The sequence below is a fragment of the Piscinibacter sp. PDB5-1 genome, from assembly GCF_056676035.1.
On the sequence record NZ_JBWVZL010000002.1, the window covers coordinates 420,785 to 444,771 of the forward strand.

The 23,987-nt window shown below is 67.0% G+C and carries 18 protein-coding genes and 1 tRNA gene; 6 read left to right on the top strand and 13 right to left on the bottom strand.

Going from position 1 to position 23,987, the window contains the following annotated elements; genetic code table 11:
• Nucleotides 1-101: 101 nt before the first annotated feature.
• From AC1KAT_RS09295 to scpA, 3 genes are read right to left on the bottom strand one after another with little or no spacing between them, the layout of a single operon-like run.
• Nucleotides 102-1,634 (bottom strand): acyl-CoA carboxylase subunit beta, encoded by a 1,533-nt coding sequence (locus tag AC1KAT_RS09295; protein ID WP_480325075.1) that lies wholly within the window; start codon nucleotides 1,632-1,634, stop codon nucleotides 102-104.
• Nucleotides 1,635-1,660: 26 nt separating this feature from the next.
• Nucleotides 1,661-2,686 carry a methylmalonyl Co-A mutase-associated GTPase MeaB gene (gene meaB / locus AC1KAT_RS09300; RefSeq protein ID WP_480325077.1) on the bottom strand — a complete coding sequence of 342 codons (1,026 nt, stop codon included), beginning with the start codon at nucleotides 2,684-2,686 and terminating at the stop codon, nucleotides 1,661-1,663.
• A gap of 18 nt (nucleotides 2,687-2,704) precedes the next feature.
• Nucleotides 2,705-4,867 (bottom strand): methylmalonyl-CoA mutase, encoded by a 2,163-nt coding sequence (gene scpA, locus AC1KAT_RS09305; protein ID WP_480325079.1) that lies wholly within the window; start codon nucleotides 4,865-4,867, stop codon nucleotides 2,705-2,707.
• Between the two features lie 85 nt (nucleotides 4,868-4,952).
• On the opposite strand from scpA, the gene AC1KAT_RS09310 reads away from it, so the two are divergent.
• Both AC1KAT_RS09310 and xth read left to right on the top strand, forming a co-directional pair.
• Nucleotides 4,953-5,468, top strand: a complete 516-nt coding sequence (locus AC1KAT_RS09310) for a dihydrofolate reductase (protein ID WP_480325081.1) — start codon at nucleotides 4,953-4,955, stop codon at nucleotides 5,466-5,468.
• A gap of 16 nt (nucleotides 5,469-5,484) precedes the next feature.
• Nucleotides 5,485-6,252 carry an exodeoxyribonuclease III gene (xth, locus tag AC1KAT_RS09315; protein WP_480325083.1) on the top strand — a complete coding sequence of 256 codons (768 nt, stop codon included), beginning with the start codon at nucleotides 5,485-5,487 and terminating at the stop codon, nucleotides 6,250-6,252.
• Between the two features lie 149 nt (nucleotides 6,253-6,401).
• On the opposite strand, the gene ntrC is transcribed toward xth, so the two are convergent.
• The 7 genes from ntrC to AC1KAT_RS09350 form a co-directional block, all read right to left on the bottom strand.
• The gene (gene ntrC, locus AC1KAT_RS09320) at nucleotides 6,402-7,952 is read right to left on the bottom strand and encodes a nitrogen regulation protein NR(I) (protein WP_480325085.1); all 1,551 of its coding nucleotides are present in this window, start codon (nucleotides 7,950-7,952) and stop codon (nucleotides 6,402-6,404) included.
• 43 nt (nucleotides 7,953-7,995) lie between these two features.
• Nucleotides 7,996-9,018, bottom strand: a complete 1,023-nt coding sequence (gene glnL / locus AC1KAT_RS09325; RefSeq protein WP_480326529.1) for a nitrogen regulation protein NR(II) — start codon at nucleotides 9,016-9,018, stop codon at nucleotides 7,996-7,998.
• A gap of 74 nt (nucleotides 9,019-9,092) precedes the next feature.
• Nucleotides 9,093-9,602 (bottom strand): hypothetical protein, encoded by a 510-nt coding sequence (locus AC1KAT_RS09330; RefSeq protein WP_480325087.1) that lies wholly within the window; start codon nucleotides 9,600-9,602, stop codon nucleotides 9,093-9,095.
• 236 nt (nucleotides 9,603-9,838) lie between these two features.
• Nucleotides 9,839-11,254, bottom strand: a complete 1,416-nt coding sequence (gene glnA / locus AC1KAT_RS09335) for a type I glutamate--ammonia ligase (RefSeq protein WP_480325089.1) — start codon at nucleotides 11,252-11,254, stop codon at nucleotides 9,839-9,841.
• A gap of 257 nt (nucleotides 11,255-11,511) precedes the next feature.
• Nucleotides 11,512-12,318 carry a competence/damage-inducible protein A gene (locus tag AC1KAT_RS09340; protein WP_480325091.1) on the bottom strand — a complete coding sequence of 269 codons (807 nt, stop codon included), beginning with the start codon at nucleotides 12,316-12,318 and terminating at the stop codon, nucleotides 11,512-11,514.
• Entirely contained in the window at nucleotides 12,315-13,226 is a 912-nt protein-coding gene (locus AC1KAT_RS09345; protein WP_480325093.1) for an EI24 domain-containing protein, read from the bottom strand. The genes AC1KAT_RS09340 and AC1KAT_RS09345 overlap by 4 nt, the downstream gene beginning before the upstream one ends.
• A gap of 8 nt (nucleotides 13,227-13,234) precedes the next feature.
• A complete protein-coding gene (locus tag AC1KAT_RS09350) occupies nucleotides 13,235-14,050 on the bottom strand; it encodes a TIGR00266 family protein (protein ID WP_480325095.1) in 816 nt (271 codons plus the stop codon).
• A gap of 132 nt (nucleotides 14,051-14,182) precedes the next feature.
• On the opposite strand from AC1KAT_RS09350, the gene AC1KAT_RS09355 reads away from it, so the two are divergent.
• Nucleotides 14,183-15,859 carry a Na/Pi cotransporter family protein gene (locus tag AC1KAT_RS09355; RefSeq protein ID WP_480325097.1) on the top strand — a complete coding sequence of 559 codons (1,677 nt, stop codon included), beginning with the start codon at nucleotides 14,183-14,185 and terminating at the stop codon, nucleotides 15,857-15,859.
• A gap of 23 nt (nucleotides 15,860-15,882) precedes the next feature.
• Here AC1KAT_RS09355 and AC1KAT_RS09360 read toward each other — a convergent pair whose 3' ends face one another.
• A complete protein-coding gene (locus tag AC1KAT_RS09360; protein WP_480325099.1) occupies nucleotides 15,883-17,178 on the bottom strand; it encodes a hemolysin family protein in 1,296 nt (431 codons plus the stop codon).
• Nucleotides 17,179-17,301: 123 nt separating this feature from the next.
• Here AC1KAT_RS09360 and AC1KAT_RS09365 point away from each other — a divergent pair, with 123 nt between their 5' ends.
• From AC1KAT_RS09365 to AC1KAT_RS09375, 3 genes are all read left to right on the top strand, one after another.
• Nucleotides 17,302-18,123 (top strand): symmetrical bis(5'-nucleosyl)-tetraphosphatase, encoded by an 822-nt coding sequence (locus AC1KAT_RS09365; RefSeq protein ID WP_480325101.1) that lies wholly within the window; start codon nucleotides 17,302-17,304, stop codon nucleotides 18,121-18,123.
• A gap of 167 nt (nucleotides 18,124-18,290) precedes the next feature.
• Nucleotides 18,291-18,380: transfer RNA gene (locus tag AC1KAT_RS09370), tRNA-Ser, on the top strand.
• Nucleotides 18,381-18,523: 143 nt separating this feature from the next.
• Complete coding sequence (locus tag AC1KAT_RS09375) at nucleotides 18,524-19,834, top strand: NAD(P)/FAD-dependent oxidoreductase (RefSeq protein WP_480325103.1); 1,311 nt, start codon at nucleotides 18,524-18,526, stop codon at nucleotides 19,832-19,834.
• Between the two features lie 36 nt (nucleotides 19,835-19,870).
• Here the strand turns inward: AC1KAT_RS09375 and AC1KAT_RS09380 are convergent, their stop codons facing one another.
• Both AC1KAT_RS09380 and AC1KAT_RS09385 read right to left on the bottom strand, forming a co-directional pair.
• Nucleotides 19,871-21,700 (bottom strand): sensor domain-containing diguanylate cyclase, encoded by a 1,830-nt coding sequence (locus AC1KAT_RS09380; RefSeq protein ID WP_480325105.1) that lies wholly within the window; start codon nucleotides 21,698-21,700, stop codon nucleotides 19,871-19,873.
• A 23-nt stretch (nucleotides 21,701-21,723) separates the two neighbouring features.
• Complete coding sequence (locus AC1KAT_RS09385; protein ID WP_480325108.1) at nucleotides 21,724-23,985, bottom strand: putative bifunctional diguanylate cyclase/phosphodiesterase; 2,262 nt, start codon at nucleotides 23,983-23,985, stop codon at nucleotides 21,724-21,726.
• Nucleotides 23,986-23,987: the final 2 nt, after the last annotated feature.

The window sequence follows — 23,987 nt, forward strand, 5'->3', positions numbered from 1 at the left end:
GAACGCAAAGGTCGCAAAGGATTTCTTTTCGTCTTTGCGTTCTTGGCGCTCTTTGCGTCTTGGCGGTAAAGAAACGAGCGAAGTACGCCAACCCGGAAGAATCAGAGTGGAATGTTCCCGTGCTTGCGCCACGGGTTCTCGACCTTCTTGTTCTTCAGCATCACGAGCGAGCGGCAGATGCGCTTGCGTGTTTCGTGCGGCTGGATCACGTCGTCGATGAAGCCGCGTGCGCCCGCGATGAAGGGGTTGGCGAAGGTGGCCTTGTATTCGGCCTCGCGCTGCGCGAGCTTGACCGGGTCGTTCTTTTCTTCGCGGAAGATGATCTCGACCGCACCCTTGGCCCCCATCACCGCGATCTCGGCGTTGGGCCAGGCGAAGTTCACGTCGCCGCGCAGGTGCTTCGAGGCCATCACGTCGTAGGCGCCGCCGTAGGCCTTGCGGGTGATGACGGTGATCTTGGGCACCGTGCACTCGGCGTAGGCGTACAAGAGCTTGGCGCCGTGCTTGATGATGCCGCCGTACTCTTGGCTCGTGCCGGGCATGAAGCCGGGCACATCGACGAAGGTCACGACGGGGATGCCGAACGCATCGCAAAAGCGCACGAAGCGCGCCGCCTTGATGCTGCTCTTGATGTCGAGGCAACCGGCCAGCACCAGCGGCTGGTTGGCGATGACGCCGACCGTTTCGCCTTCCATGCGGACGAAGCCGATGACGATGTTCTTCGCGTAGTCGGGTTGCAGCTCGAAGAACTCGCCGTCGTCGGCGACCTTCACGATCAGCTCCTTGATGTCGTAGGGCTGGTTCGGGTTGTCGGGCACCAGGGTGTCGAGCGACAGGTCGATGCGGCTGGCCGGGTCGTTGCTCGGGCGCGTGGGCGGCTTCTCGCGGTTGTTGAGCGGCAGGTAATTGAAGAAGCGCCGCAGCATCAAGAGCGCATCGACGTCGTTGTCGAAGGCCAGGTCGGCCACACCGCTCTTGGTGGTGTGCGTGGTGGCGCCCCCTAAGTCTTCGGCACTCACCTCTTCGTGCGTCACGGTCTTCACGACTTCGGGGCCAGTGACGAACATGTACGAGCTGTCGCGCACCATGAAGATGAAGTCGGTCATGGCCGGGCTGTACACCGCGCCGCCGGCGCTCGGGCCCATGATGAGGCTGATCTGCGGCACCACGCCCGAGGCCATCGCGTTGCGCTGAAAGACCTCGGCATAACCACCGAGCGAGGCCACGCCTTCTTGAATGCGCGCGCCGCCCGAGTCGTTGAGGCCGATGATGGGCGCGCCGACCTTCATGGCCTGGTCCATCAGCTTGCAGATCTTCTCGGCGTGCGCTTCGCTCAGCGCGCCGCCGAAGACGGTGAAATCTTGGCTGAACACGAACACGAGGCGACCGTTGATCATCCCGTAGCCGGTGACCACGCCATCGCCGGGGATCTTGTTGTCGGCCATGCCGAAATCGTGGCAACGGTGTTCGACGAACATGTCCCACTCTTCGAAGGTGCCTTCGTCGATGAGCAACTCGATGCGCTCGCGCGCGGTGAGCTTGCCCTTGGCGTGTTGCGCGGCGATGCGTTTCTCGCCGCCCCCGAGCCGCGCCAAGGCGCGCTTGGATTCGAGCTGTTCGATGATGTCGTGCATGGAGTCGGGCTCCTTCGTGGCGTGAGTCAGGTGCGGTGGTAAAGGTCGAGCAGCGCACGCGCCGCGGCCGAGGGGGCGACGCGTGCGCCGAGCACGTCTTGCAAGGTGGTGGGCAGCGCGGCCTTGACCGCAGTGTGCTCGCGGAAGTCCGCCTGCAGGCGGGCCTGGATCAAGTCCCACATCCAGTCTTTGGCCTGTTCTTGGCGCCGCGCGGCGAACTCGCCGCTGGCTTCGCGCAGGCGCCTGAACTCGGTGACCTGCTGCCAGAACTCATCGATGCCCTGCGCCTTGAGGGCGCTGAGCTGCATCACCTTCGCCTGCCAGCGGTCGGGGCCGTGGTGGGGGTCGCCGTGCTGCGAATAGACGCGCAGCGCGCCGGATACCTGCGCCCGCGCGCGCGTGGCGGCGTCGGGGTCGAGGTCGGCCTTGTTGATGACGACGAGGTCGGCCAGCTCCATCACGCCCCGCTTGATGGCCTGCAGCTCGTCACCGGCATTGGGCAGTTGCAGCAGCACGAACATGTCGGTCATGCGCGCGACGGCGGTCTCGCTCTGGCCGACGCCGACGGTCTCGACGATCACCACATCGTGGCCGGCGGCTTCGCACACGAGCATCGTCTCGCGCGTTTTTTCGGCCACGCCGCCCAGCGTGCCCGACGAGGGGCTGGGCCGAATGAACGCGTGCTCGTTGACCGACAAGTGCTCCATGCGCGTCTTGTCGCCGAGGATGGAGCCGCCCGAGATCGACGACGACGGGTCGATGGCGAGCACAGCGACCTTGTGCCCATGTTGGATGAGCGCGAGGCCCAGCGCTTCGATGAAGGTCGATTTGCCCACACCCGGCACGCCCGAGATGCCGATGCGGACGGCCTGGCCCGTGTGCGGCAGGATCGCGTTGAGCAAGGCATCGGCCTGCTGGCGGTGGTCGGGCCTGGTCGATTCGAGCAGGGTGATGGCTTTGGCGAGCGCCCGGCGCTGGTTCGACAGCACGCCATCCACCAGGGCCTGACGGGCACCGTCCGTGGGCTCAGGCCGAACAGGGGAGGCTGCCATGTTCACAGGCCCGGCCCGTCAACCCAAGGCCTTGCGAATCTGCTCCAGCACATCCTTCGCGCTTGCGGGGATGGGCGTGCCCGGCCCGTAGATGCCTTTCACGCCGGCCTCGTAAAGAAAGTCGTAGTCCTGGCGCGGAATGACCCCGCCGACGAACACGATGATGTCGTCGGCGCCCTGGTCTTTGAGCGCCTGGATGATCGCTGGCACCAGCGTCTTGTGGCCGGCCGCGAGCGTGCTCACGCCCACCGCGTGCACGTCGTTTTCGATCGCCTGTCGCGCGCACTCTTCGGCGGTCTGGAAGAGCGGGCCCATGTCCACGTCGAAGCCCAGGTCGGCGAAGGCCGTGGCCACGACCTTGGCACCGCGGTCGTGGCCGTCTTGCCCGAGCTTGGCGATCATCACGCGCGGCCGGCGACCTTGCTGTTCGGCGAACTCGGCGATCTCTTGCTGGAGCTTGGCCCAGCCTTCGGCACTGTCGTATGCGGCTGCGTACACCCCGGTCACCTTTTGTGTGTCGGCGCGGTGGCGCCCCCAGACTTTTTCGAGCGCATCGCTCACCTCGCCCACCGTGGCGCGCAGGCGCACGGCGTGCACGGTCAGCTCGAGCAGGTTGCCGGTGCCCGACTCGGCGGCCTGCGTCAGCGAGGCCAGTGCCGTTTGCACCGCCGCCGTGTCGCGGCTCGCGCGAATCTGCTGCAGGCGCTGCACCTGGTTTTCGCGCACCGCGTGGTTGTCGATGTCGCGAATCTCGATCTCGTCGTGCTGCGTCAGCTTGTATTTGTTGACACCAACGATCACGTCGCGGCCCGAGTCGATGCGTGCCTGCTTCTCGGCCGCGCTGGCTTCGATCTTCAGCTTGGCCCAGCCGCTGTCCACGGCTTTCGTCATGCCTCCCAGTGCATCGACCTCTTCGATGATCTTCCACGCGGCGTCGGCCATGTCCTGGGTCAGCTTTTCCATCAGGTAGCTGCCGGCCCAGGGGTCCACCACGTTCGTGATGTGCGTTTCTTCCTGGATGATGAGCTGCGTGTTGCGCGCGATGCGCGAGCTGAACTCGGTGGGCAGCGCGATGGCTTCGTCGAACGAGTTGGTGTGCAGGCTCTGCGTGCCACCGAACACCGCCGCCATCGCCTCGATGGTGGTGCGCACGATGTTGTTGTACGGGTCTTGCTCGGTGAGGCTCCAGCCCGAGGTCTGGCTGTGCGTGCGCAGCATCAGGCTCTTGGGGTTCTGCGCGCCGAAGCCGCTCATGATCTTCCACCACAGCAGGCGGGCGGCCCGCATCTTGGCTACCTCGAGGTAGAAGTTCATGCCCACGGCCCAGAAGAAGCTGAGCCGGCCGGCGAACTCGTCGACGTCGAGACCCTTGGCGAGTGCGGTCTTCACGTACTCTTTGCCATCGGCCAGCGTGAAGGCGAGTTCGAGTGCCTGGTTCGCGCCGGCCTCTTGCATGTGGTAGCCGCTGATGCTGATCGAGTTGAACTTCGGCATCTTCTTGGCCGTGTACTCGATGATGTCGCCCACCACCCGCATACTCGGCTCGGGCGGGTAGATGTAGGTGTTGCGGACCATGAACTCCTTGAGGATGTCGTTCTGGATGGTCCCGCTCAACTGGTCTTGCGACACGCCCTGCTCTTCGGCCGCGACGATGTAGCCGGCCAGCACGGGCAGCACGGCGCCGTTCATCGTCATGCTCACGCTCACCTTGTCGAGCGGAATTCCGTCGAAGAGGATCTTCATGTCCTCGACCGAATCGATCGCCACGCCGGCCTTGCCCACGTCGCCGGTGACCCGCGGGTGGTCGCTGTCGTAACCGCGGTGGGTGGCGAGGTCGAAGGCCACGCTCACGCCCTGGCCGCCGGCGGCGAGCGCCTGGCGGTAGAAGGCGTTCGAGGCCTCTGCGGTCGAGAAGCCGGCGTACTGGCGGATCGTCCACGGCCGCACCGCGTACATGGTGGCTTGCGGGCCGCGCACGAAGGGCGCGAAGCCGGGCAAGGTGTCGGTGTGGGGCAGGCCCTGCAGGTCGGCCGCCGTGTAAAGCGGCTTGACGCGGATGCCTTCGGGCGTCACCCAGTCGAGCGCATCGACCTGGCCGCCGGGCGCCGATTTGGCGGCGGCCTTTTGCCACTGCGCGAGGTGTTCTGAGTTCAGCACGGGCTTGTCGTCGGCGTTGGACATGGCTCTTTCGATTCGTTCTGCGCGCACCGGGGAGAAGGCTTCTCGATGCATTATCTGGCGCGCCGCCGCTGCGACAATCGCCCGAATGACACCCTCTGCCCCACGCCCCACGCTCGTTTTGGTTGCCGCCGTGGCCCGCGACGGCGCCATCGGCCGAGGCAACGACCTGCTCTGGCGCCATCGCACCGACCAGCAACGCTTTCGTCAACTCACGATGGGTCACCCCGTCGTGATGGGCCGCAAGACCTGGGACTCGCTGCCCGAGCGCTTTCGCCCCCTGCCCGGCCGCCGCAACATCGTGGTCACCCGCAATGCGCAGTGGCAGGCCGAAGGCGCTGAACGCGCCGACTCGCTCGAAGCCGCGCTCGCCCTGACGCACGGCGCCGAACGCGTGTGCATCATCGGCGGAGCCCAAGTCTATGCAGCGGCCTTGCCCCAAGCTGACGAACTGGCGCTGACCGAGATCGACAGCGACTTTCCGGACGCCGACACGCACTTTCCCGACTGGCCCCGCGAGGCCTTTACCGCTGGCGAGCGCGAGCGGCATGCGGACGACGCCGGGCGCGCGTTCGAGTTCGTCACGTACCGCCGCAAGGCCTGAACCTCACCCCAAGCCCATGAAGATCGCCACCTGGAACGTCAACTCGCTGGCCGTGCGCCTGCCGCAGCTGCTCGAATGGCTGGCCCAGACGCAGCCCGATGCGGTGTGCCTGCAAGAAACCAAGCTCACCGACGACAAGTTTCCGCACGCCGAGATCGAGGCGGCGGGCTACCACGCCGAGTGGTTCGGCCAGAAAACGTACAACGGCGTCGCGCTTTTGAGCAAGACCGTGGCGAGCGACGTGGTGAAGAACATCCCCGGCCTCGACGACGAGCAGGCGCGCGTGATCACCGGCACCGTCAACGGCGTGCGCCTGATCGGCGCCTACGTCGTCAACGGCCAGGCCGTGGGCAGCGACAAGTTCGCCTACAAGATGCGCTGGCTCGACGCGCTGCAAGGCTTTGTGGCAAGCGAGCTGAAGTTGCACGAGCATCTGGTTCTGGTGGGCGACTTCAACATCGCGCCCGACGACCGCGACGTGCACGACCCCGCCGCATGGGAAGGCCAGGTGCTGTGCTCACCCGAAGAACGCGCGCACTTCACGCGCCTGTGCGGCCTGGGCCTGCACGACGCCTTCCGCCTGTTCGAGCAGCCGCCCAAGACCTTCAGCTGGTGGGACTACCGCATGCTCGGCTTCCAGAAGAACAAGGGCCTGCGCATCGACCACATCCTCGTGAGCGACGCGCTGAAGGCCGGCGTCAAGAACTGCGTGATCGACCGCGCGGTGCGCAAGAAAGACAAACCCAGCGACCACGCACCGGTGATCGCCGAACTGACGCCTTGACGCGGGCCGGCGGCTCGACCGCCAAGACACCAAGAACGCCAAGGGCGCCAAGAAACGAAAGGATGTCCTTTGGGTTCTTCGCGCCCTTGGCGTCTTGGCGGTGAGGAGGCCTGGGCCCTGTCACCGAACTCGTCTTCAGCGGCCGTCCGTCAGTCGTCCAGCCCCAGCTCCTGGATCTTGCGCGTGATCGTGTTGCGCCCGATGCCGAGCTTTTGCGCGGCCTCGATGCGCCGGCCGCGTGTGATCTCGAGCGCAGTGTGAATCAGCTGCGCCTCGAACTTGCGGGTCAGCGTGTCCCACACCTCGGGCAGGCCCGCTTGCAGCATGCTGCGCGACTCGCGCTCCAGATCGACCAGCCAGCTCGTGGGCAGCGGCGTGGCCAGCACCTCGTGGCTCGGCATGGCGATCGGCTGTGACGTGACCGCCGCCGGCAGCGGCCATGACGACACCGCAGGTGCCGGCGCCGTGTGGGCGCCGTGACCGTGGTCATGGCTTTCGGCGACGGTCGGCGTGGCCATCGGGCGCGTGACCGGCGCCGGAATCGTCGCATCGCCCAGCAACTCGGGCGGCAGGTCCTTGGCCTCGATCACCTGCGCCGGAGCCATCACGGTCAGCCAGTGGCAGATGTTTTCGAGCTGCCGCACGTTGCCGGGAAAGTCGAACTGCATCAAGCGATTGATCGCCGCGTCGGTGATGCGCTTGGCATCGACGCCGAGTTCCTTCGCGCTTTTTTGCAGGAAGAACTTCGCCAGCGAGGGCACGTCTTCGCGCCGCTCGCGCAACGGCGGCAGGCGCAGGCGAATGACGTTCAAGCGGTGGAACAAGTCTTCGCGGAAGACGCCCTGCTTGACGCGCTCTTCGAGGTTTTGATGGGTGGCCGCGATCACGCGCACATTGCTGCGCAACGGGTTGTGTCCGCCCACGCGGTAGAACTGCCCGTCGCTCAGCACGCGCAACAGGCGCGTCTGCAGGTCGAAGGGCATGTCGCCGATTTCGTCGAGGAAGAGCGTGCCGCCGTCGGCCTGCTCGAAGCGCCCGCGCCGGGTGGTCTGCGCACCGGTGAAGGCGCCGCGCTCGTGGCCGAAGAGTTCGCTCTCGAGCAGGTCTTTCGGGATCGCCGCCGTGTTGATCGCAACGAAGGGCCCCGAGGCCCGCATGCTGTGCTTGTGCAGCGCATGGGCGACCAGCTCTTTGCCCGAGCCCGACTCGCCGGTGATCAGCACCGTGACGTTGCTCTGGCTCAGCCGGCCGATGGCCCGAAACACGTCTTGCATGGCCGGCGCCTGGCCCAGCATCTCGGGCACTTGCGCCTGGCCGGTGTCGCGCACTTCTTCGCGCATGCTTTCTTCGACGGCGCGGCGGATGAGTTCCACCGCCTTGGGCACGTCGAAGGGCTTGGGCAGGTACTCGAAGGCCCCGCCCTGGAAGGCGCTGACCGCGCTGTCGAGGTCGGAGTACGCCGTCATGATGATGACGGGCAGCCCTGGGTGACGCTCTTTCACCTTCGAGAGCAACTCGATGCCCGAGCCCCCGGGCATGCGGATGTCTGACACCAGCACCTGCGGTGCCTCGTCGTCGAGTGCACTCAGCACGTCGCGCGGGTTGGTGAAGCTGCGCACCGCCAGCTCTTCGCGCGCCAGCGCTTTTTCCAACACAAATCGGATGGATTGGTCGTCGTCAACGATCCAGATGGGTTTCATGCCCTGCCCGTGGTTCTGAGCCCGCTGACTGACGAATAGCGCTTCAGGGCAGCGGGATCACGATCTTGAAAATGGTCTTGCCCGGCACGCTCTCGCATTCGATCATGCCCTGGTGTTGCTGCACGAAGGTTTGAGCGAGCGTGAGTCCCAGACCCGACCCGCCATCGCGTCCCGACACCAGCGGGTAGAAGATGCGATCACGTATCGACTCGGGGACCCCCGGGCCGTTGTCTTCAATATGCAAGTCCAGTGCCAGTCGATAGCGCTGCTTGCCCAAGGTGACCTGCCGCGAGATGCGCGTGCGCAAGACGATGCGAGCGTCGCCCTGCGCAATGCGCTCGGCCAGGGCCTGCGCCGCGTTGTGCGCGATGTTGAGCACCGCCTGGATCAGCTGCTCGCGGTCGCCACGGAAGTCGGGGATCGAGATGTCGTAGTCGCGCTCGACGCGCAGCCCCTTAGGAAACTCGGCCAGGATCAACGAGCGCACGCGCTCGCAGACCTCGTGGATGTTCACGTCGCTCACCACGTGCGGCTTGCGGTGCGGGGCGAGCAGCCGGTCCACCAGCGCCTGCAACCGGTCGGCCTCGTTGATGATGACCTGCGTGTACTCGGTCAGCGCACGCGACTCGACCTCCATTTCGAGCAACTGCGCCGCGCCGCGGATGCCGCCCAGCGGGTTCTTGATCTCGTGGGCCAGGTTGCGGATCAACTCCTTGTTGGCCTGCGCCTGGCCCAGCGCCCGCTCTTCGCGGTCTTGGCGTGTCTGCTGCTCGATCTCGACCAGCTCGACCAGCACCTGGTCGTCACGGTCCATCTGGTTGACGATCACGTGCACCGGCAGCGCGTCGCTGGCGACCAGCGGGCGGCGTAGCTGCGCTTCGAAGCGGCTGGTGGCGAAGTCGTTGCGGGCCACCGCCGTGACGGTGTCGCGCACCGCGTTCGCGTCGACGAACCAGTCGAACAGAGAGCCGCGCAGCACGCTGCGGCGCGACAGGCCGAGCACGTGCTCGAACGAGGCGTTGGCGAACAGGCAGCGGCCGTCTTCGCAACGCACCACCGCCACCATCGTGGCCAGATGGTCGAACGCCTCGTAAGGCGAGGCGTTCGTCGAGGGGGCGGCGGAAACCGGGCCCAAGGCGCTCACCGGAGCTTGCCGATCTCCCGCCGAAGGGCGGCGACATCGGCCTCTTTGCGCGCCACGGCGGCCCGCATCTCGGCGACGCGGTCCATGTACTTCTGGTAGTTGCGCTCTTCGCCGCGGCGCTCGGGCTCGCCGTTGTTGAACTCTTTCTTCAACTGGGCGAGCTGCTCCTCGGCTTTGGCAAGTTCTTCTTCGAGGATGCGGCGGGCGTCTTTGTCGCGCGCCTTCTGGTCATCGGGGTTGATGCGCGAGTCGGGCCGGCTGGCCGACGGGGCACTGGTCGCCGCCGGGGCGCGGGCCGCTTCACGCGGCCGCGACGGGCCCTGGATCACCGTGATCGGCGAGCCTTCGAGCGTGCGGCAACCCTTGGCAATGGCTTCCTTCGCGGTCAGGGCGTCGGTGTAGAGCACCGGGGTGCCGGGGCAACGGTAGACAGGCTTGCTGCCCTCCTGGGCCAGGGCGGCGGGGCTGGCCGTCACGGCCGCCAATGCCCCCCACAGGGTCGCCACAGAAGAAGTCCAACGCGCTGAAATCATTCATTCACCCTTTTGCCGAGCCGGCGCCCGCGAGAGTCGGGCGGCGCAGCCAAACGACCGCGCCATTGTGGCCCAAGGCCCATGCGACCCCAAACGGGGCATCTCGTTCCGCCGCCGACCGCAACAAGCCGTACCAACGAAAAAAAAGGGGCGGTGAAAACCGCCCCTTTCTCACGGCTGCACGGCAAGCGCCGGCAGCATGGACCCCATTACAGGGTGTAGTACATGTCGAACTCGACCGGGTGGGTCGCCATGCGCATGCGCGTGACTTCCTGCATCTTCAGTTCGATGTAAGCGTCGATGTACGCGTCGGTGAACACGCCACCCTTGGTCAGGAAGGCACGGTCGTTGTCCAGGCACTCAAGTGCTTGGTCAAGGCTGTGGCAGACGGTCGGGATCTTCGCGTCTTCTTCCGGCGGCAGGTGGTACAGGTCCTTCGTGGCGGCTTCGCCCGGGTGGATCTTGTTCTCGACGCCGTCGAGGCCGGCCATCAGCAGCGCGGCGAAACCCAGGTACGGGTTCATCAGGGGATCGGGGAAGCGCGCTTCGACGCGACGGCCCTTCGGGTTCGCCACATGCGGGATGCGGATCGACGCCGAGCGGTTCTTGCTCGAGTAGGCCAGCTTCACCGGGGCTTCGAAGCCCGGCACCAGGCGCTTGTAGCTGTTGGTGCCCGGGTTCGTGATGGCGTTCAGCGCGCGAGCGTGCTTGATGATGCCGCCGATGTAGTACAGCGCGTAGTCCGACAGACCGGCGTAGCCGTCACCGGCGAACAGGTTCTTGCCGTCTTTCCAGACCGACTGGTGCACGTGCATGCCGCTGCCGTTGTCGCCGACGATGGGCTTGGGCATGAAGGTGGCGGTCTTGCCGTAGGCGTGGGCCACGTTGTGGATCACGTACTTCTGCAGTTGCACCCAGTCGGCGCGCTGCAGCAGCGTGCTGAACTTGGTGCCGATTTCCATCTGGCCGGCGTTCGCCACTTCGTGGTGATGCACTTCGACCGGGATGCCCAGCGATTCGAGGATCAGGCACATCTCCGAGCGCAGGTCCTGGCCGCTGTCCACCGGGGGAACCGGGAAGTAGCCACCCTTGACGGCCGGGCGGAAGCCCGAGTTGCCGTGTTCGTACTCTTTGCCCGTGTTCCAGGCGGCTTCTTCGGCTTCGATCTTCGAGAAGCAGCCTGACATGTCCACACCCCAGCGGATGCTGTCGAACACGAAGAATTCGGGTTCGGGACCGAAGTAGGCGGTGTCGCCCAGGCCCGAGGCCTTCATGTAGGCCTCGGCGCGTTTGGCCAGCGAACGCGGGTCGCGCTCGTAGGGCTTGCCGTCGCTGGGCTCGACCACGTCGCAGGTCAGGATCAGCGTGGGTTCTTCGAAGAACGGGTCGATGTTGGCGGTGTTCGGGTCGGGCATGAGCTGCATGTCCGACGCTTCAATGCCCTTCCAGCCGGCGATCGAAGAGCCGTCAAAGGCGTGGCCCGACGTGAACTTGTCTTCATCGAAGTGGGACACGGGCACGGAAACGTGCTGCTCTTTGCCGCGGGTGTCGGTGAAGCGGAAGTCAACGAACTTGACCTCGTTCTCCTTCACCATCTTCATCACGTCGGCGACGGTCTTGGCCATCAGGAAACTCCTAGCGGATGCTTGTGGTTGGATTGGTTAAGCGGGCACGCCGGGCCACACAAAGAGGCCCCAAAAAATGCGCACAGGAATGTAGCAGAAACCATGCCCATCACCGGCGACGGGATGGCTTCAGTTGGCGCGCACATGCCCCCCGTTTGGGATCGATTGGGGTCGGTTCATGCGCCGGGTGAACCTCGGGAAATTTCGCACCGCAACAATGCGTCGCAATGCACATCTTTGGTGCATGCATTGGGACATCAACGCACCAGCTCGGGGCCCAAGCTCACCCCCAGTTGGTTCAAGCCGGCGAGCAGCCGCGCATAGGCCTCGACGGCGCGCTCAGGCGAGCCCTTCACGCCCAGTTCGATGTGCTTGCCCCACTGCGGGTGGTCCACGCTGGGCAGGCTGAACACCCGCACGCCCTCGAACTCGGCTTCGATGGCTTCCATCAGCGGGGTCAGCGTCGCCTCCATCTGGCCGAAGACGATCACCGAGCGTTCGGCCTGCACCTGGGTCGAGTGCAGGTGCTTGAAGTGGGTGTCGAGCACCCATTCCATCATCGGCCCGGCCATCACCGGAAAGCCCGGCATGAAGAACACGCCGCCCTCGCCGCGCCGCAGCGCGAAGCCGGGGATCTTGTTGTACGGGTTCGGGATGATCTCGGCGCCCTGCGGAAAGACGCCCATGTTGAGCCGCTGGTGCGTGTCGGGGTGGTCGGGCTCGAAGGGCACGCCGTGCTCGGCCGCGTAGTCGCGCATGCGCGACTCGATCAGCAGCTTGGCTTCGGGGTGCAGAGCTAAAGGCACGTCGAGCGCCGCGGCGGCGGCCTGGCGGGTGTGGTCGTCGGGCGTAGCGCCGATGCCGCCGCACGAGAAGACCACGTCGCCGCTGGCGAGGGCTTCGCGCAGCGTCTGCACGATGCGCTCGCGCTCGTCACCCACGAAACGCGCCCAGGTGAGCGCAAGACCGCGGGCCGAGAGCAGCTCGATCAACTTGCGCAGGTGCTTGTCTTCGCGCTTGCCCGAAAGAATCTCGTCGCCGATGACGATGAGGCCGAAGTTCATGGGGTGCCCTCGTGGGGGCCGGCCGAAGCCGGCGGCAAGGCAGGTGGCGGCGCCACTGCCGGGGTGGGGATGTCCATCGCGCCGGTGGCCATCGGGTCGCGCAGGCTCAGTTCGCGTTCACGCCGCAAGTCGTCGAGCGCGGACAGGCTGAAGTGCGCGAACCACAGGCCCGAGTACGCGAAAACCAGCGTGTAGATCCAGATCGCCACGAGCATCAGGAAGGGCGCGAAGATCAGCGTCGCCGCGCCCGACAGCCACACGAGCGACGGCGCGGTGCCGAGGTAGCCCGACAGCACGCCCATGCCGACGAGCACCATGCGGTGCCGGCGCATCAGCTCTTGCCGTTCTTCTTTGCTGGCGTGTTCGCTCAGCACGTCGTAGCTCATCAGCCGGTAGGTGAGCCAGCCCCAGATCAGTGGCGGGATCACCAGCACCAGCGGCGGCACGAACCACAGCGGAATGCTCACGACGACGGCCACCAGCGCGATCAGCGTCGTGCCCACCCCCAGCAGCACGCTGCCGGTGAACGAGCCGCCGCGGCGTCGCTCCAGCGCCGGGAAGCGCCGCTTCGACACCAGCCCGACCATCGCCGGCGTCATCAAGGTGGCCACCGCGAGCAGGCTCAGCACGACCAGCACCGGTGTGGCCAGCAGCACCACGATCAGCGGCGCCAGCACATGGCGGAAGCCGGCCGCGCCGACGCTGTCGAGCCAGCGAAACAGCGGGCTCAGCAACTCCCACGACTCGAAGGTCCGGCGCACCGCGTCGATCGCCGCCTCCCAGTAGAAGAACGACAGACCGAACGCCAGACCGCCCAGCAGCAGCAGGGGCAGGAGCGACAGCGCAATGACGCGCCAGTGCAGGCAGTAGGCCGCCGCGCGCCACCCCGAATCGAAAACCGCGCGCATGCGGCGGCTTATTCGTCGTCGCCGCCGAGCACGCTGCCCAGCAGGCCGCCGCCGGCAAAGCCACCCAGCAGCGAGCCTTCTTCACGGCCGCGCCCACCGGCCTGCGGCGCCGCCGCGAACACGCGCGAGGCCAGGCGCGAGAACGGCAGGCTCTGCAGCCACACGGTGCCGGGGCCGGTCACCTTGGCGAAGAACAGGCCCTCGCCGCCGAACAGCGCCGTCTTGATCTTGCCGACGTACTGGATCTCGAAGTTGACGCTTGGCGTGTAGGCCACGACGCAGCCGGTGTCGATGAAGAGCGTCTGTCCGGGCTGCAGCTCGCGCTTCACACAGGTGCCGCCGGCATGCACGAAGGCCAGGCCGTCGCCTTCGAGCTTTTGCATGATGAAGCCCTCGCCGCCGAAGAAGCCGACCGACAGCTTTTGCTGCAGCGCGATGCCGAGCGACACGCCCTTGGCCGCGCACAGGAACGAGTCTTTCTGGCAGATCAGCATGCCGCCGAGCTGCTTCAGGTTCATCGGCAGGATCTTGCCGGGGTACGGCGCGGCGAAGGCCACGCGCTGCTTGCCGGCGCCCTGGTTGGTGTAGACGGTGGTGAAGAGCGACTCGCCGGTGATCAGCCGCTTGCCGGCGCCCAGCAGCTTGCCGAACAGGCCGCTCTGGTTCTTCGAGCCGTCGCCGAAGACGGTGTCCATGCCGATGCCGGCGTCCATGAACATCAGGCTGCCGGCCTCGCCGACGGCCGCCTCACCGGGGTCCAGTTCGACTTCCACGAACTGCATTTCCGAACCCTTGATCTCGAAATCAACCACATCCATTGCCACGAGGAATCTCCTGAAAAAACGCGCCGGCGAATTCTGACACCGCGGTGTTGCTGCCGCTGTTCGTCCGTTCAGGTGGGCCAGTGCACGCTTAGACTCGGCTCACCTTTACCCGCCCGTTCGCCGCGCCCGTCAATGCAACACCTGCTGAACCTGCTTGCTGCCATCGCGCTGCTGGTCTGGGGCACCCACATCGTTCGCACCGGCGTGCTGCGCGTGTTCGGCGAGAACCTGCGCAAGGTGTTGTCGCGCAGCTTCGGCAACCGCCTCTCGGCCATGCTGGCCGGCCTGGGCGTGACGAGCGTCGTGCAGTCGAGCACGGCCACCTGCCTGATCGTGGCCTCGTTCGTCGGCAAGGGGCTCGTCACCACGGGTGCGGCGCTCGCGGTCATGCTGGGCGCCGACATGGGCACGAGCCTGATGGCCGTGCTGCTGTCGTTCGACCTGTCGTGGTTGTCGCCGCTGCTGATCTTCGTGGGCGTGGTGATGTTCATCTCGCGCCAGACCTCTCAGGCCGGCCGCATCGGCCGGGTGTTGATCGGGCTCGGGCTCATCACGCTGGCCCTGCAACTCATCGTCGGGGCGACCCAGCCGCTCACCGAATCGGCTGCGGTGCGCGCCCTGCTGGTGGCGTTGCCCAACGAGGTGCTGCTCGACATCCTGGTCGGCGCGGCCCTCACGGTGATGGCGTATTCGAGCCTGGCCATCGTGCTGCTCACGGCCACGCTCGCGGCCTCGGGCCTGCTGCCGGCCGGTGTGGCGCTCGGGCTCGTGCTCGGCGCCAACGTGGGCAGCGGGGTGCTCGGCGTCATCGCCACGGCCGGCGCCTCGCCCCAGGTGCGCCGCCTGCCGATGGGCAACCTGATCTTCAAGTGCGTGGGCGCGCTGCTGGCCATTCCGGCGTTGCCCTACGCGCACAGCTTCTTGCAAAACCACGTGGGCACGGTCGATCAGCAGGTGGTGCTGTTCCACCTGGGCTTCAACGTCGTGCTGGCGATGTCGTTCATCTTCACGACGCAGTGGCTCGGGCAACGGCTCGACCGCTGGATGGCTGAGCCCGAGGGCGGCCTGGCCACCGCACGGCCGCGTCACCTCGACCGCGTGGCGCTCGCGACACCCTCGCTCGCCATCACCTGCGCAGCGCGCGAGGCCTTGCACCAAGCCGATGTGGTCGAGACCATGCTGCGCGGCATCCTGCCGGTCATTCGCAACAATGACCTCGACCTGGCCGAGCAGTTGCGGCGCATGGACGACACGGTGGACGACCTCTACTCGGCCATCAAGTTCTACCTGACGCAGATCTCGCACGAGGCGCTGTCCGAGCGCGAAAGCCGGCGCTGGACCGACATCGTCTCGTTCACGATCAACATGGAGCAGATCGGCGACATCATCGAGCGCGTGCTGCAAGACGTCGAGGACAAGAAGGTGCGCAAGGGCCGCAGCTTCTCGGACGCCGGCATGTCCGAGATCACCCACCTGCACGACCGCCTGCTGTCGAACCTGCGCCTGGGCATGAGCGTCTTCCTCGAAGGCAACGTGCACGACGCGAAGAAGCTGCTCGAAGAGAAGGCACGCTTCCGCGACCTCGAACACGAGTACGCGGCCAACCACATCGCGCGGCTGCAGGGCAACTCGGCGCAGAGCATCGAGACCAGCTCGCTGCACCTCGACCTCATCAGCGACCTCAAGCGCATCAACTCGCACATCTGCTCGATCGCCTACCCGATCCTCGAATCGGCGGGCGCCTTGTCGAAGACGCGCATCCGCCACTCGCAGCTGGCCGAGATCCCCGGCGACACCTCGATGAACTGAGCGGCCCGCGCCGCGGGTCAGGATCAGTGCTCGGCGGTCACGAGCGCCGTGGCCAGCACCTTGTCCACCCGCTTGCCGTCGAGATCGACGACCTCGAAGCGCCAACCTTCCCACTCGACCGCATCGGCCGTCTTGGGCAGGCGCCCCAGCAGCAGCATCACCATGCCGGCCAGCGTGTTGTAGCGCCCACGGTCTTCTTCGGGCAGCTCTTTCAGGTCGAGCCGGTCTTTCAGCTCAGGCACCGGGATGAGCCCATCGAACAGCCAGCTGCCGTCGTCGCGCTTCACGGCCCAGGCATCGTCGGCGGTGGCCGCGCTGAACTCACCGGTGATGGCTTCCAGCACGTCGCGCACGGTGATGACGCCCTGCACCTCGCCGTACTCATCGACCACGAACACCAGTTGAGTGCTCGACGCGCGGAACTGCTCCAAAAGCTCCATGCCCGACAACGTCTCGGGCACGAACACCGGCGGCTGCAGGTTGTCGGTCAGCGACATCGGCCCGCCGCGCAGCACCTGCTGCAAGAGCGTCTGTGCCGACACCACGCCGACCACGTCGCTCACGTCGCCCCGGCACACCGGGTAGCGCGAATGCTCGTTGTCACCGATGGTCTTGAGCACCTCTTCGACCGGTGCGCTCACATCGAGCCAGGTGATTTCGGTGCGGGGAATCATCATCGAGCCGACCTGCCGGTCGTCGAGGCGAAACACGTTGCGCACCATCTGGTGCTCTTGCGCTTCGATCACGCCGGCGTCCAGGCCTTCTTCGAGCTGCGCGGCAATCTCTTCTTCGGTCACCGAGCGGCTCGGCCCGCCGCGGATGCCCAGCAGCCGCAAGGTCGCTTCGGTGCACCACGACAAGAGCTTGACGAAGGGCCGCGCGATCAGCGACAGCAGCTCCATCGGCGGCGCCACCAGCCGCGCCACCGATTCGGGGTACATCTGGCCCAGGCGCTTGGGCACCAGCTCGCCGAAGATGATGGTCACGAAGGTGATGCAGATGACCACCAGCGCGGTGGCCGTGATGCGGGCACCGTTTTCCTGCACGTGCAAGGCCTTCGTCGCCCAGGCCGCCAGCGGCTCGGCGAAGGCGGCTTCGCCGACGATGCCGTTCAGCACGCCGATGGAGGTGATGCCGATCTGCACCGTGGACAGGAACTTGGTCGGGTTGTCGTGCAGGTCGATCGCGGCCTGCGCGCCGCTTTCGCCCGTTTCCACCATCACTTGCAACCTCGCCTTGCGAGCGGCCGTGAGGGCCATCTCCGACATGGCGAACAAGCCGTTGAGCAAGATGAGGAAGACGAGTAAGGCGATGTCCATGCAAGGCACGCAGTGGGCCAGAGTCGGCCCCGGGACGCGCGGGTGATGAGGGGCTGCAAGCGTAGCAGACGGCATTCCCGCGCAAATGTCGTTCAGCGCAGGGCTGAACGCAGAATGCGTGCCATGAACTACCTCATCGGCGACCTGCAAGGCTGCTGCGACGCGCTCGAGCGGCTGCTCGCGCAGATCGGCTTTTCACCCTCACGCGACCACGCCTACTTTCTCGGCGACCTGGTCAACCGCGGCCCCGCCTCGTTGGCCACGCTGCGGCGGCTGCACGCGCTCGACGGGGCGGCGACCTGCCTGCTCGGCAACCACGACCTGCACCTGCTCGCCGTGGCCTACGGCGTGCGTCCGCAGCACCGCAACGACACCCTGGGCGAGCTGCTGCAGGCCGCCGATGGCATCGCGCTGATCGACTGGGTGCGCCACCAGCACATGGCGGTGCACGCCCAGGGCTGGCTGATGGTGCACGCCGGCGTGCCGCCGCAGTGGGACCTGGCCACCACGCTCGCGCGCGCTGGTGAGGTCGAACAACGCCTGCGCGGCCCCGAGCTGGCCGACTTTCTGCGCGTGATGTACGGCAACGAGCCCGCCCGCTGGAGCGGTGACCTGCAAGGCGACGACCGCCTGCGCTTCACGGTCAACGCGCTCACGCGCATCCGCTACTGCCACGCCGACGGCACGCTCGACTTCAAGACCAAGGAAGCCGCCGACGAAGCCCCCGACGGCCTGCACCCCTGGTTCGAGGCACCGGGCCGGCGTTCGGCCGGCACACCCATCGCCTTTGGCCATTGGTCCACCCTCGGGCTCGTGAGCCGAGACGACCTGCTGGCCATCGACACCGGCTGCGTGTGGGGTGGTCGGCTGACCGCCGTGCGCGTGGATGGCGGCGCGCGCGAGGTCATCCAGGTCGAGTGCGCGCAAGCCCAGAAGCCGGGGTGACGCACGCGCGACAAACGGCCCGATACAATTCGCGGCTTCGGTGAACACCGGGTGGGCTGCACAAGCCCAGGGCCTCGGACGCCGCCTCGAAGGGGTGGCGTCGGCGCAAGCGGCATGTCGCAAAGCGGCATGAGCGCCGGCCCCACGCCCGCCACCGAGCAAACACAGGAAGCGTGGCCGAGCGGTTTAAGGCACTGGTCTTGAAAACCAGCGATGGGGGAACCCATCCGTGAGTTCGAATCTCACCGCTTCCGCCAACGCACGCGCGGACGTCCCGCCGGCCCCCTCGTCAAGACACCCCGCTTCGCGGACCCGGCCCTGCCCTCGCGCGCGGGGCCATGACGGGCGCCGCTCAGACGTTCGCCGACAGGGTTCGACGAGCAGAGAAAGTAGACAGCAGATGCATCGCATCGTGATCGTGGGTGGCGGCGCTGGAGGGCTCGCGCTGGCCACACAGTTGGGCAAGCGCCTCGGGCGCAAGGGCTTGGCCGACGTCACCCTCGTGGACGCCGCACGCACGCACGTCTGGAAGCCGCTGCTGCACCAACTGGCCGCCGGCAGCTTCGACACCCACGCCGAAGAGATCGAGTACCTGGCCCAGGCGCGCTGGAACCATTTCAAGTTCCGCCTCGGGGCGCTGACCGGCATCGACCGCCAGGCCAAGACCATCGAACTCGCCGCCAGCTACGACGCCTCGGGCCATGAGATCACGCCCGCGCAGCGCGTCGGATACGACACGCTCATCATCGCCGTGGGCAGCCAGACCAACGACTTCGGCACGCCGGGCGCGGCCGAACACACGATCAAGCTCGACAGCCCCGCGGCGGCGGCGCTCTTCAACAACCGCCTCATCAACGAATGCATCCGAGCGCAGGCCGTGCCGCGCACGGCCGGCAGCGGCCGACTCACGGTGGCCATCGTCGGCGGTGGCGCCACGGGCGTCGAACTCGCGGCCGAGCTGCACTCGTCGGCGCGCGTGCTGGCGAACTTCGGCTTCGACCACATCCACCCCGAAAAAGACCTGCAAATCGTGCTGGTCGAGGCCGCACCGCGCCTGCTGTCGCAACTGCCCGAGCGGCTGGCCGACTCGGCCGTGCGCGAGCTGCGCAAGCTGTGCATCGAGGTGCACACCAACGAGAAGGTGGTCGAGGTCACGCGCGACGGCCTGAAGATGGCCAGCGGCCGGGTCGTGCAATCGACGATCGCCGTGTGGGCGGCGGGCGTGAAGGCCGCCGACTTCCTGAAGACCCTCGGTGGCGCCGACCCTCTGGAGACCAACAAGCTCAACCAGCTGGTGGTGGACGGCAACATGCGCAGCACGCGCGACGCAAGCATCTTCGCCTTCGGCGATTGCGCGGCCTGCCCGCAGCCAGGCGGTGGCTGGGTGCCGCCGCGCGCGCAGTCGGCCTACCAGCAGGCGATGTACCTCGTGCGCAACATGCAGAAGCTGATCGCCGGCGAGGCGGTCAAGCCCTTCCTCTTCAAGGACCAGGGCTCGCTGGTGTCGCTGGCCGAGTACTCGTCGGTCGGCAGCCTGATGGGCAGCCTGACGCGCGGCAGCCTGTTCATCGAAGGCCAGTTCGCCAAGCTGATGTACTGGGGGCTGCACAAGCAGCACCAGATGGCGCTGGGCGGCTTCCGCAAGATGGCGCTGATCACGCTGACCGAAATCTTGAGCCGGGCCTACCGGCCGCGCATCAAGCTGCACTGAGCGCGCCCTCTCTGCGAGAGAGGGTTCAAGCGCCGCTCAGCCGATGCACGTGCGGTTCTTGCCCGTGCGCTTGGCCTCGTACAAGGCCTCGTCGGCGCGCTCGAGGGCTTCTTCGATGCGCTCGCCGAGCCGGTACGACGTCACCCCCGCCGAGAAGGTGACGAACACCTGCTTCTGCTCGTGCATGAAGAGCCCGCCGGTCAATGAGCGCTGCAGGCGCGTGAGGATCTGCTCGCCTTCGGGCAAGGGCGTCTCGGGCAGCAGCACCACGAACTCTTCGCCGCCGTAACGCGCCACCAAGTCGGTGGGCCGCAGCGCCTTGCTGACGGTGGCCGCGAGCGACTTCAAGGCCTCGTCGCCGGCCGCGTGGCCGAGCTCGTCGTTCAGGCGCTTGAAGTTGTCAATGTCGAGCAGGCCCACGCACAGCTCGCCACCGTTGCGTTCGAGCTTGGCGCGCTCGGTGTCGAAAGCCTGCAGCAGCCCACGCCGGTTGGCGATCTGCGTGAGCTGGTCGGTCGAGACTTCTTCGGACAGGCGGCGCAACTCGCTTTCAAGCTCGACCACGCGGTCGGACAGGCTGGTCGCGCGCTCGTGTTCGGTTTGCAGGCGGTTCTGGGCCTGGCTGACCAGGGCCTGCACGGTGCGGCTTTCTTCGACCATCTCGCGCACCACGCCGGCCAGGCTTTCGAGCGAGTCGGCCTCTTCGATCACGCCGGCATAGCGGTCGATGCTTTCGTGGAAGCGCCCGGTCGTCTCGCCCAGTTCGCCCAGTTCGCTGATCATCCGCGTGATCATCACCTTCAGCGCGTCGCGCGCCTGGGCGCGCTCTTCGCGCAGGCGCGCCTGGCGCTCGCGCGTGTCGTGCAGCAATTCAGACACCGAACGCACCGCGCGCGAGGTCAGCCCGTCTTCGATGCGCAGGCGCATCGCGTCGCACTGGCCCTGCGCCCAGCTGTCGTCTTCGGACAGTTCGGTGAGGCTTTCGGTCAGCTCGCGGCACAGGCCGCCCAGTTGGTCGATCAGGTGGTGGCGGTGCTGCAGCACGCGGCCGGCGCGCTGGCACAGCGCGGCGATGCGCGCGGCGTCTTCTTCGCTCGGGCCTTCAGGGGCGATGCGGGCGGTGATGGCCGCCAGCTCGACCCCCAGGTCGGCGCCGGGTGACGGCGGTGGCGGCATCGCGGTCTGCACCGCCCCGCCCAGGTTGTGCACGACCGCGGCCCACACGGCCGCAGGCTGGCCGGTCGCCACGACGGCCGCAGCCTGCGGACCGACCGGCACCCCATCGCTGGGCACGGCCTCGGGCACATCGGCCGTGGCCGCATCGCGCGCCTCTTCGACGCTCTCGTCGAGGGTGTCGCTTTCCCAGCTCGACACCAGTTGCCCCAGCCGTTGCTGCAGCCGGCCCGAGTCGCTGCGGGTGCTGCTGAGCACGCGTTGCAGGCTTTCTTTCTTGCGGCCGCTCGTCCACTGCCGGCCGCCGCGCTCGACGCCCCGCACGATGCGTTCGATCAGCCCGGCGAGCGCCGCCGCCTGCGCGGCCACGTCGGGCACCGGTTGGCGTTCGATCAGTTGCTCGGCCTGCACCCATTGGCCTTGCGTCAGCGCCTCTTGCACCTCGCGCTGCAAGGCCGGGCCGGCGCCGCCGAGCGCGCGCACGACCAGGCGCTCAACCACGTGGGCCGAGGCCGCCGGCAAAGCCGCAGGCACCGCGCCGCCAGCTTCTTGCTGGTAGGCGCGGGCGTAGTTTTCGGGCGTGGGCTCCAGCTTGTCGAGCACCAGACGGCGCAGCGCCGCCTTGGCCAGTTGTGCGGGCGGCAGGGCCGAGCCGCCGGCCGCTCGCGCGGCAGGATCGCGTGGGGTGTCCATGGGTGGTGCGGTGAAGCTGGGCGTCAACCCAGCGGATTCAGACGCGGCGTGCGCGCCTCGATGGCCGCGCGCAAGGTGTCGGACGCATCGGCCTCATCGGCGTTGACGATCCACGGCGCCTTGCGGGGCAACACGGTTTGCTGCAGCCACTGCTCCAGCAGTTCGGCCGGTTGGGCGCGACTGAACAGAAAGCCTTGCATCACACCGCAACCCAGGCGGTGCAGCACTTCCATCTGCCGCATGTTCTCGACGCCCTCGGCGATGACGCGCAGGCCGAGCGAGCGGGCCAGCGCGATGATGGCCGTGACCACGGCCGAGCTTTGCGGCGTCATGCCCAGGTCGCGCACGAACGAGCGGTCGATCTTCAATTCGCTGATCGGCAGCGTGGTCAGGTAGGCCAGCGACGAATACCCGGTGCCGAAGTCGTCGATGGAAATTTCGACGCCGATCTCGTTCAGGCGGTGCAGCGTCGGGATGACGTTCTGCAGCTCCTTCATCAGCCCGGTCTCGGTGATTTCGAGCTCGATGGCGTGGTGCGGCACGCCGTAGGTCGTGACCGCCTGGTGGATGTTTTCGACCAGGTCGGTGCGCTCGAACAGGCGGTTCGGCAGGTTGACGGCGATGGAGTCGGAGAAGCCGAAGCTGTCTTGCCACAGGCGTGCCTGGCGCGCGGCTTCGCGGATCGCCCAATCGCTCAGCGGGATGATCAGGCCGGTTTCTTCGGCCATCGGAATGAAGTCGGCCGGCGGCACCAGCGTGCCGCCGCGCTGCCAGCGCATCAGGGCCTCGACGCCGACCATCTTGGCCGCGCGCACGTCGATCTTGGGCTGGTAGTGCAGCACCATCTCGTTGCGCTCGATGGCCTTGTGCAGCGCGGACTCAAGCTCGAGCTTCTCGCGGCCCTTGCCGGCGAGCGCGGGCTTGTACAGCACCGCCGCATTGCGGCCCTGCGCCTTCACCGAGTACATCGCCACGTCGGAGTTGCGCATCAGGTCGGCGACCGTGCTGCCGTCGCGCGGGTACATCGCGATGCCCACGCTGGCGGTCACGAAACACTCTTGCCCGCCGACGAAGATGGGGTCGCGCATCACGTCGAGGATGCGCCCCGCCACGCGCTCGGCGTCGCTGTCGTCGGCCACCTCGGGCAGCAGCGCCACGAACTCGTCGCCACCCAGCCGGCCCACGGCTTCGAGCGTGCGGTGCGAACGCGCGCTCATCGACTCGACCGAGGTTTCCATCACCTGGTCGGAGTGGCGCACGCACGAGCGCAGGCGGCGTGAAACCTCCATCAGCAACTCGTCGCCCGCGCCGTGGCCGAGCGTGTCGTTGACGATCTTGAAGCGGTCGAGGTCGATCAGCAGCAGCGCCGCGCGGTGGTTGAGCCGGCGCGCGTGTTCGAGCGCCCGCTCGGCGCGCCAGATGAGCTGGCGGCGGTTGGGCAGGCCGGTGAGCGCGTCGAAGTTCGCCAGGTGGCGGATCTTGTCTTCCGCCATGCGGCGGTCGGTCACGTCCTGCACGATGCCGGTGTAGCCGGACATGTTGCCGTGCTCGTTGAACTCGGGCTCGGCTTCGACGTGGATGATGCGTTGCTGCCGGCCGTCGAGCAGCACGACCGGGATGTCGGTCGCCAGCACCGAGCTGTGGCGGAACACCTCGCGGAGCATGGCCAGGAAGCCCACGCGGTCGTCGCCCGGCACCATGCGCAAGAGCGTGCGCATTGATGGGAAGTCGCCCGCGCCCATGCCGAACACGCGCAGCCCTTCGGGAGAGAACACCGGCCCGCCCTGCCCCAGCCGCCAGTCGAAGCTGCCCATGCGCGCCAGGTCTTGCGCGCGCGCCAGCTTGGCCTTGCTGCGTTCGAGTTCGAGCCGCGTGCGCGACGAGCGCAGCAGGTAGCGCAGGCGGCCCGCGAGCAGGCTCCAATGGGTGGACTTGACGAAGAAGTCGGTGGCGCCGGCCTCGTAGGCGCGCGTAATGGAGGCGTCGTCGTCGAGGCCGGTCAGCATCAGCACCGGCAGCGACTCGAAGCCGGGCAGGTGGCGCAGTTCTTTGCAGGTCTCGAAGCCGTCGAGGCCGGGCATCAGCGCGTCGAGCACCACCACGTCGGGCGACCAGGTGGTGAGCAGCTGGATGGCTTTTTCGCCGCTGGTGGCTTCGGTGATCGAGAAGCCGCGCTCGCGCAGGGCGATGGCGGTCAGCAGCAGGTTGACTTCGTCGTCATCGACGAGCAGCACCCTCGGCTGTTCCAGCACGTCATCGTCGCTCAGCGCGGCACTGGATGTCATGT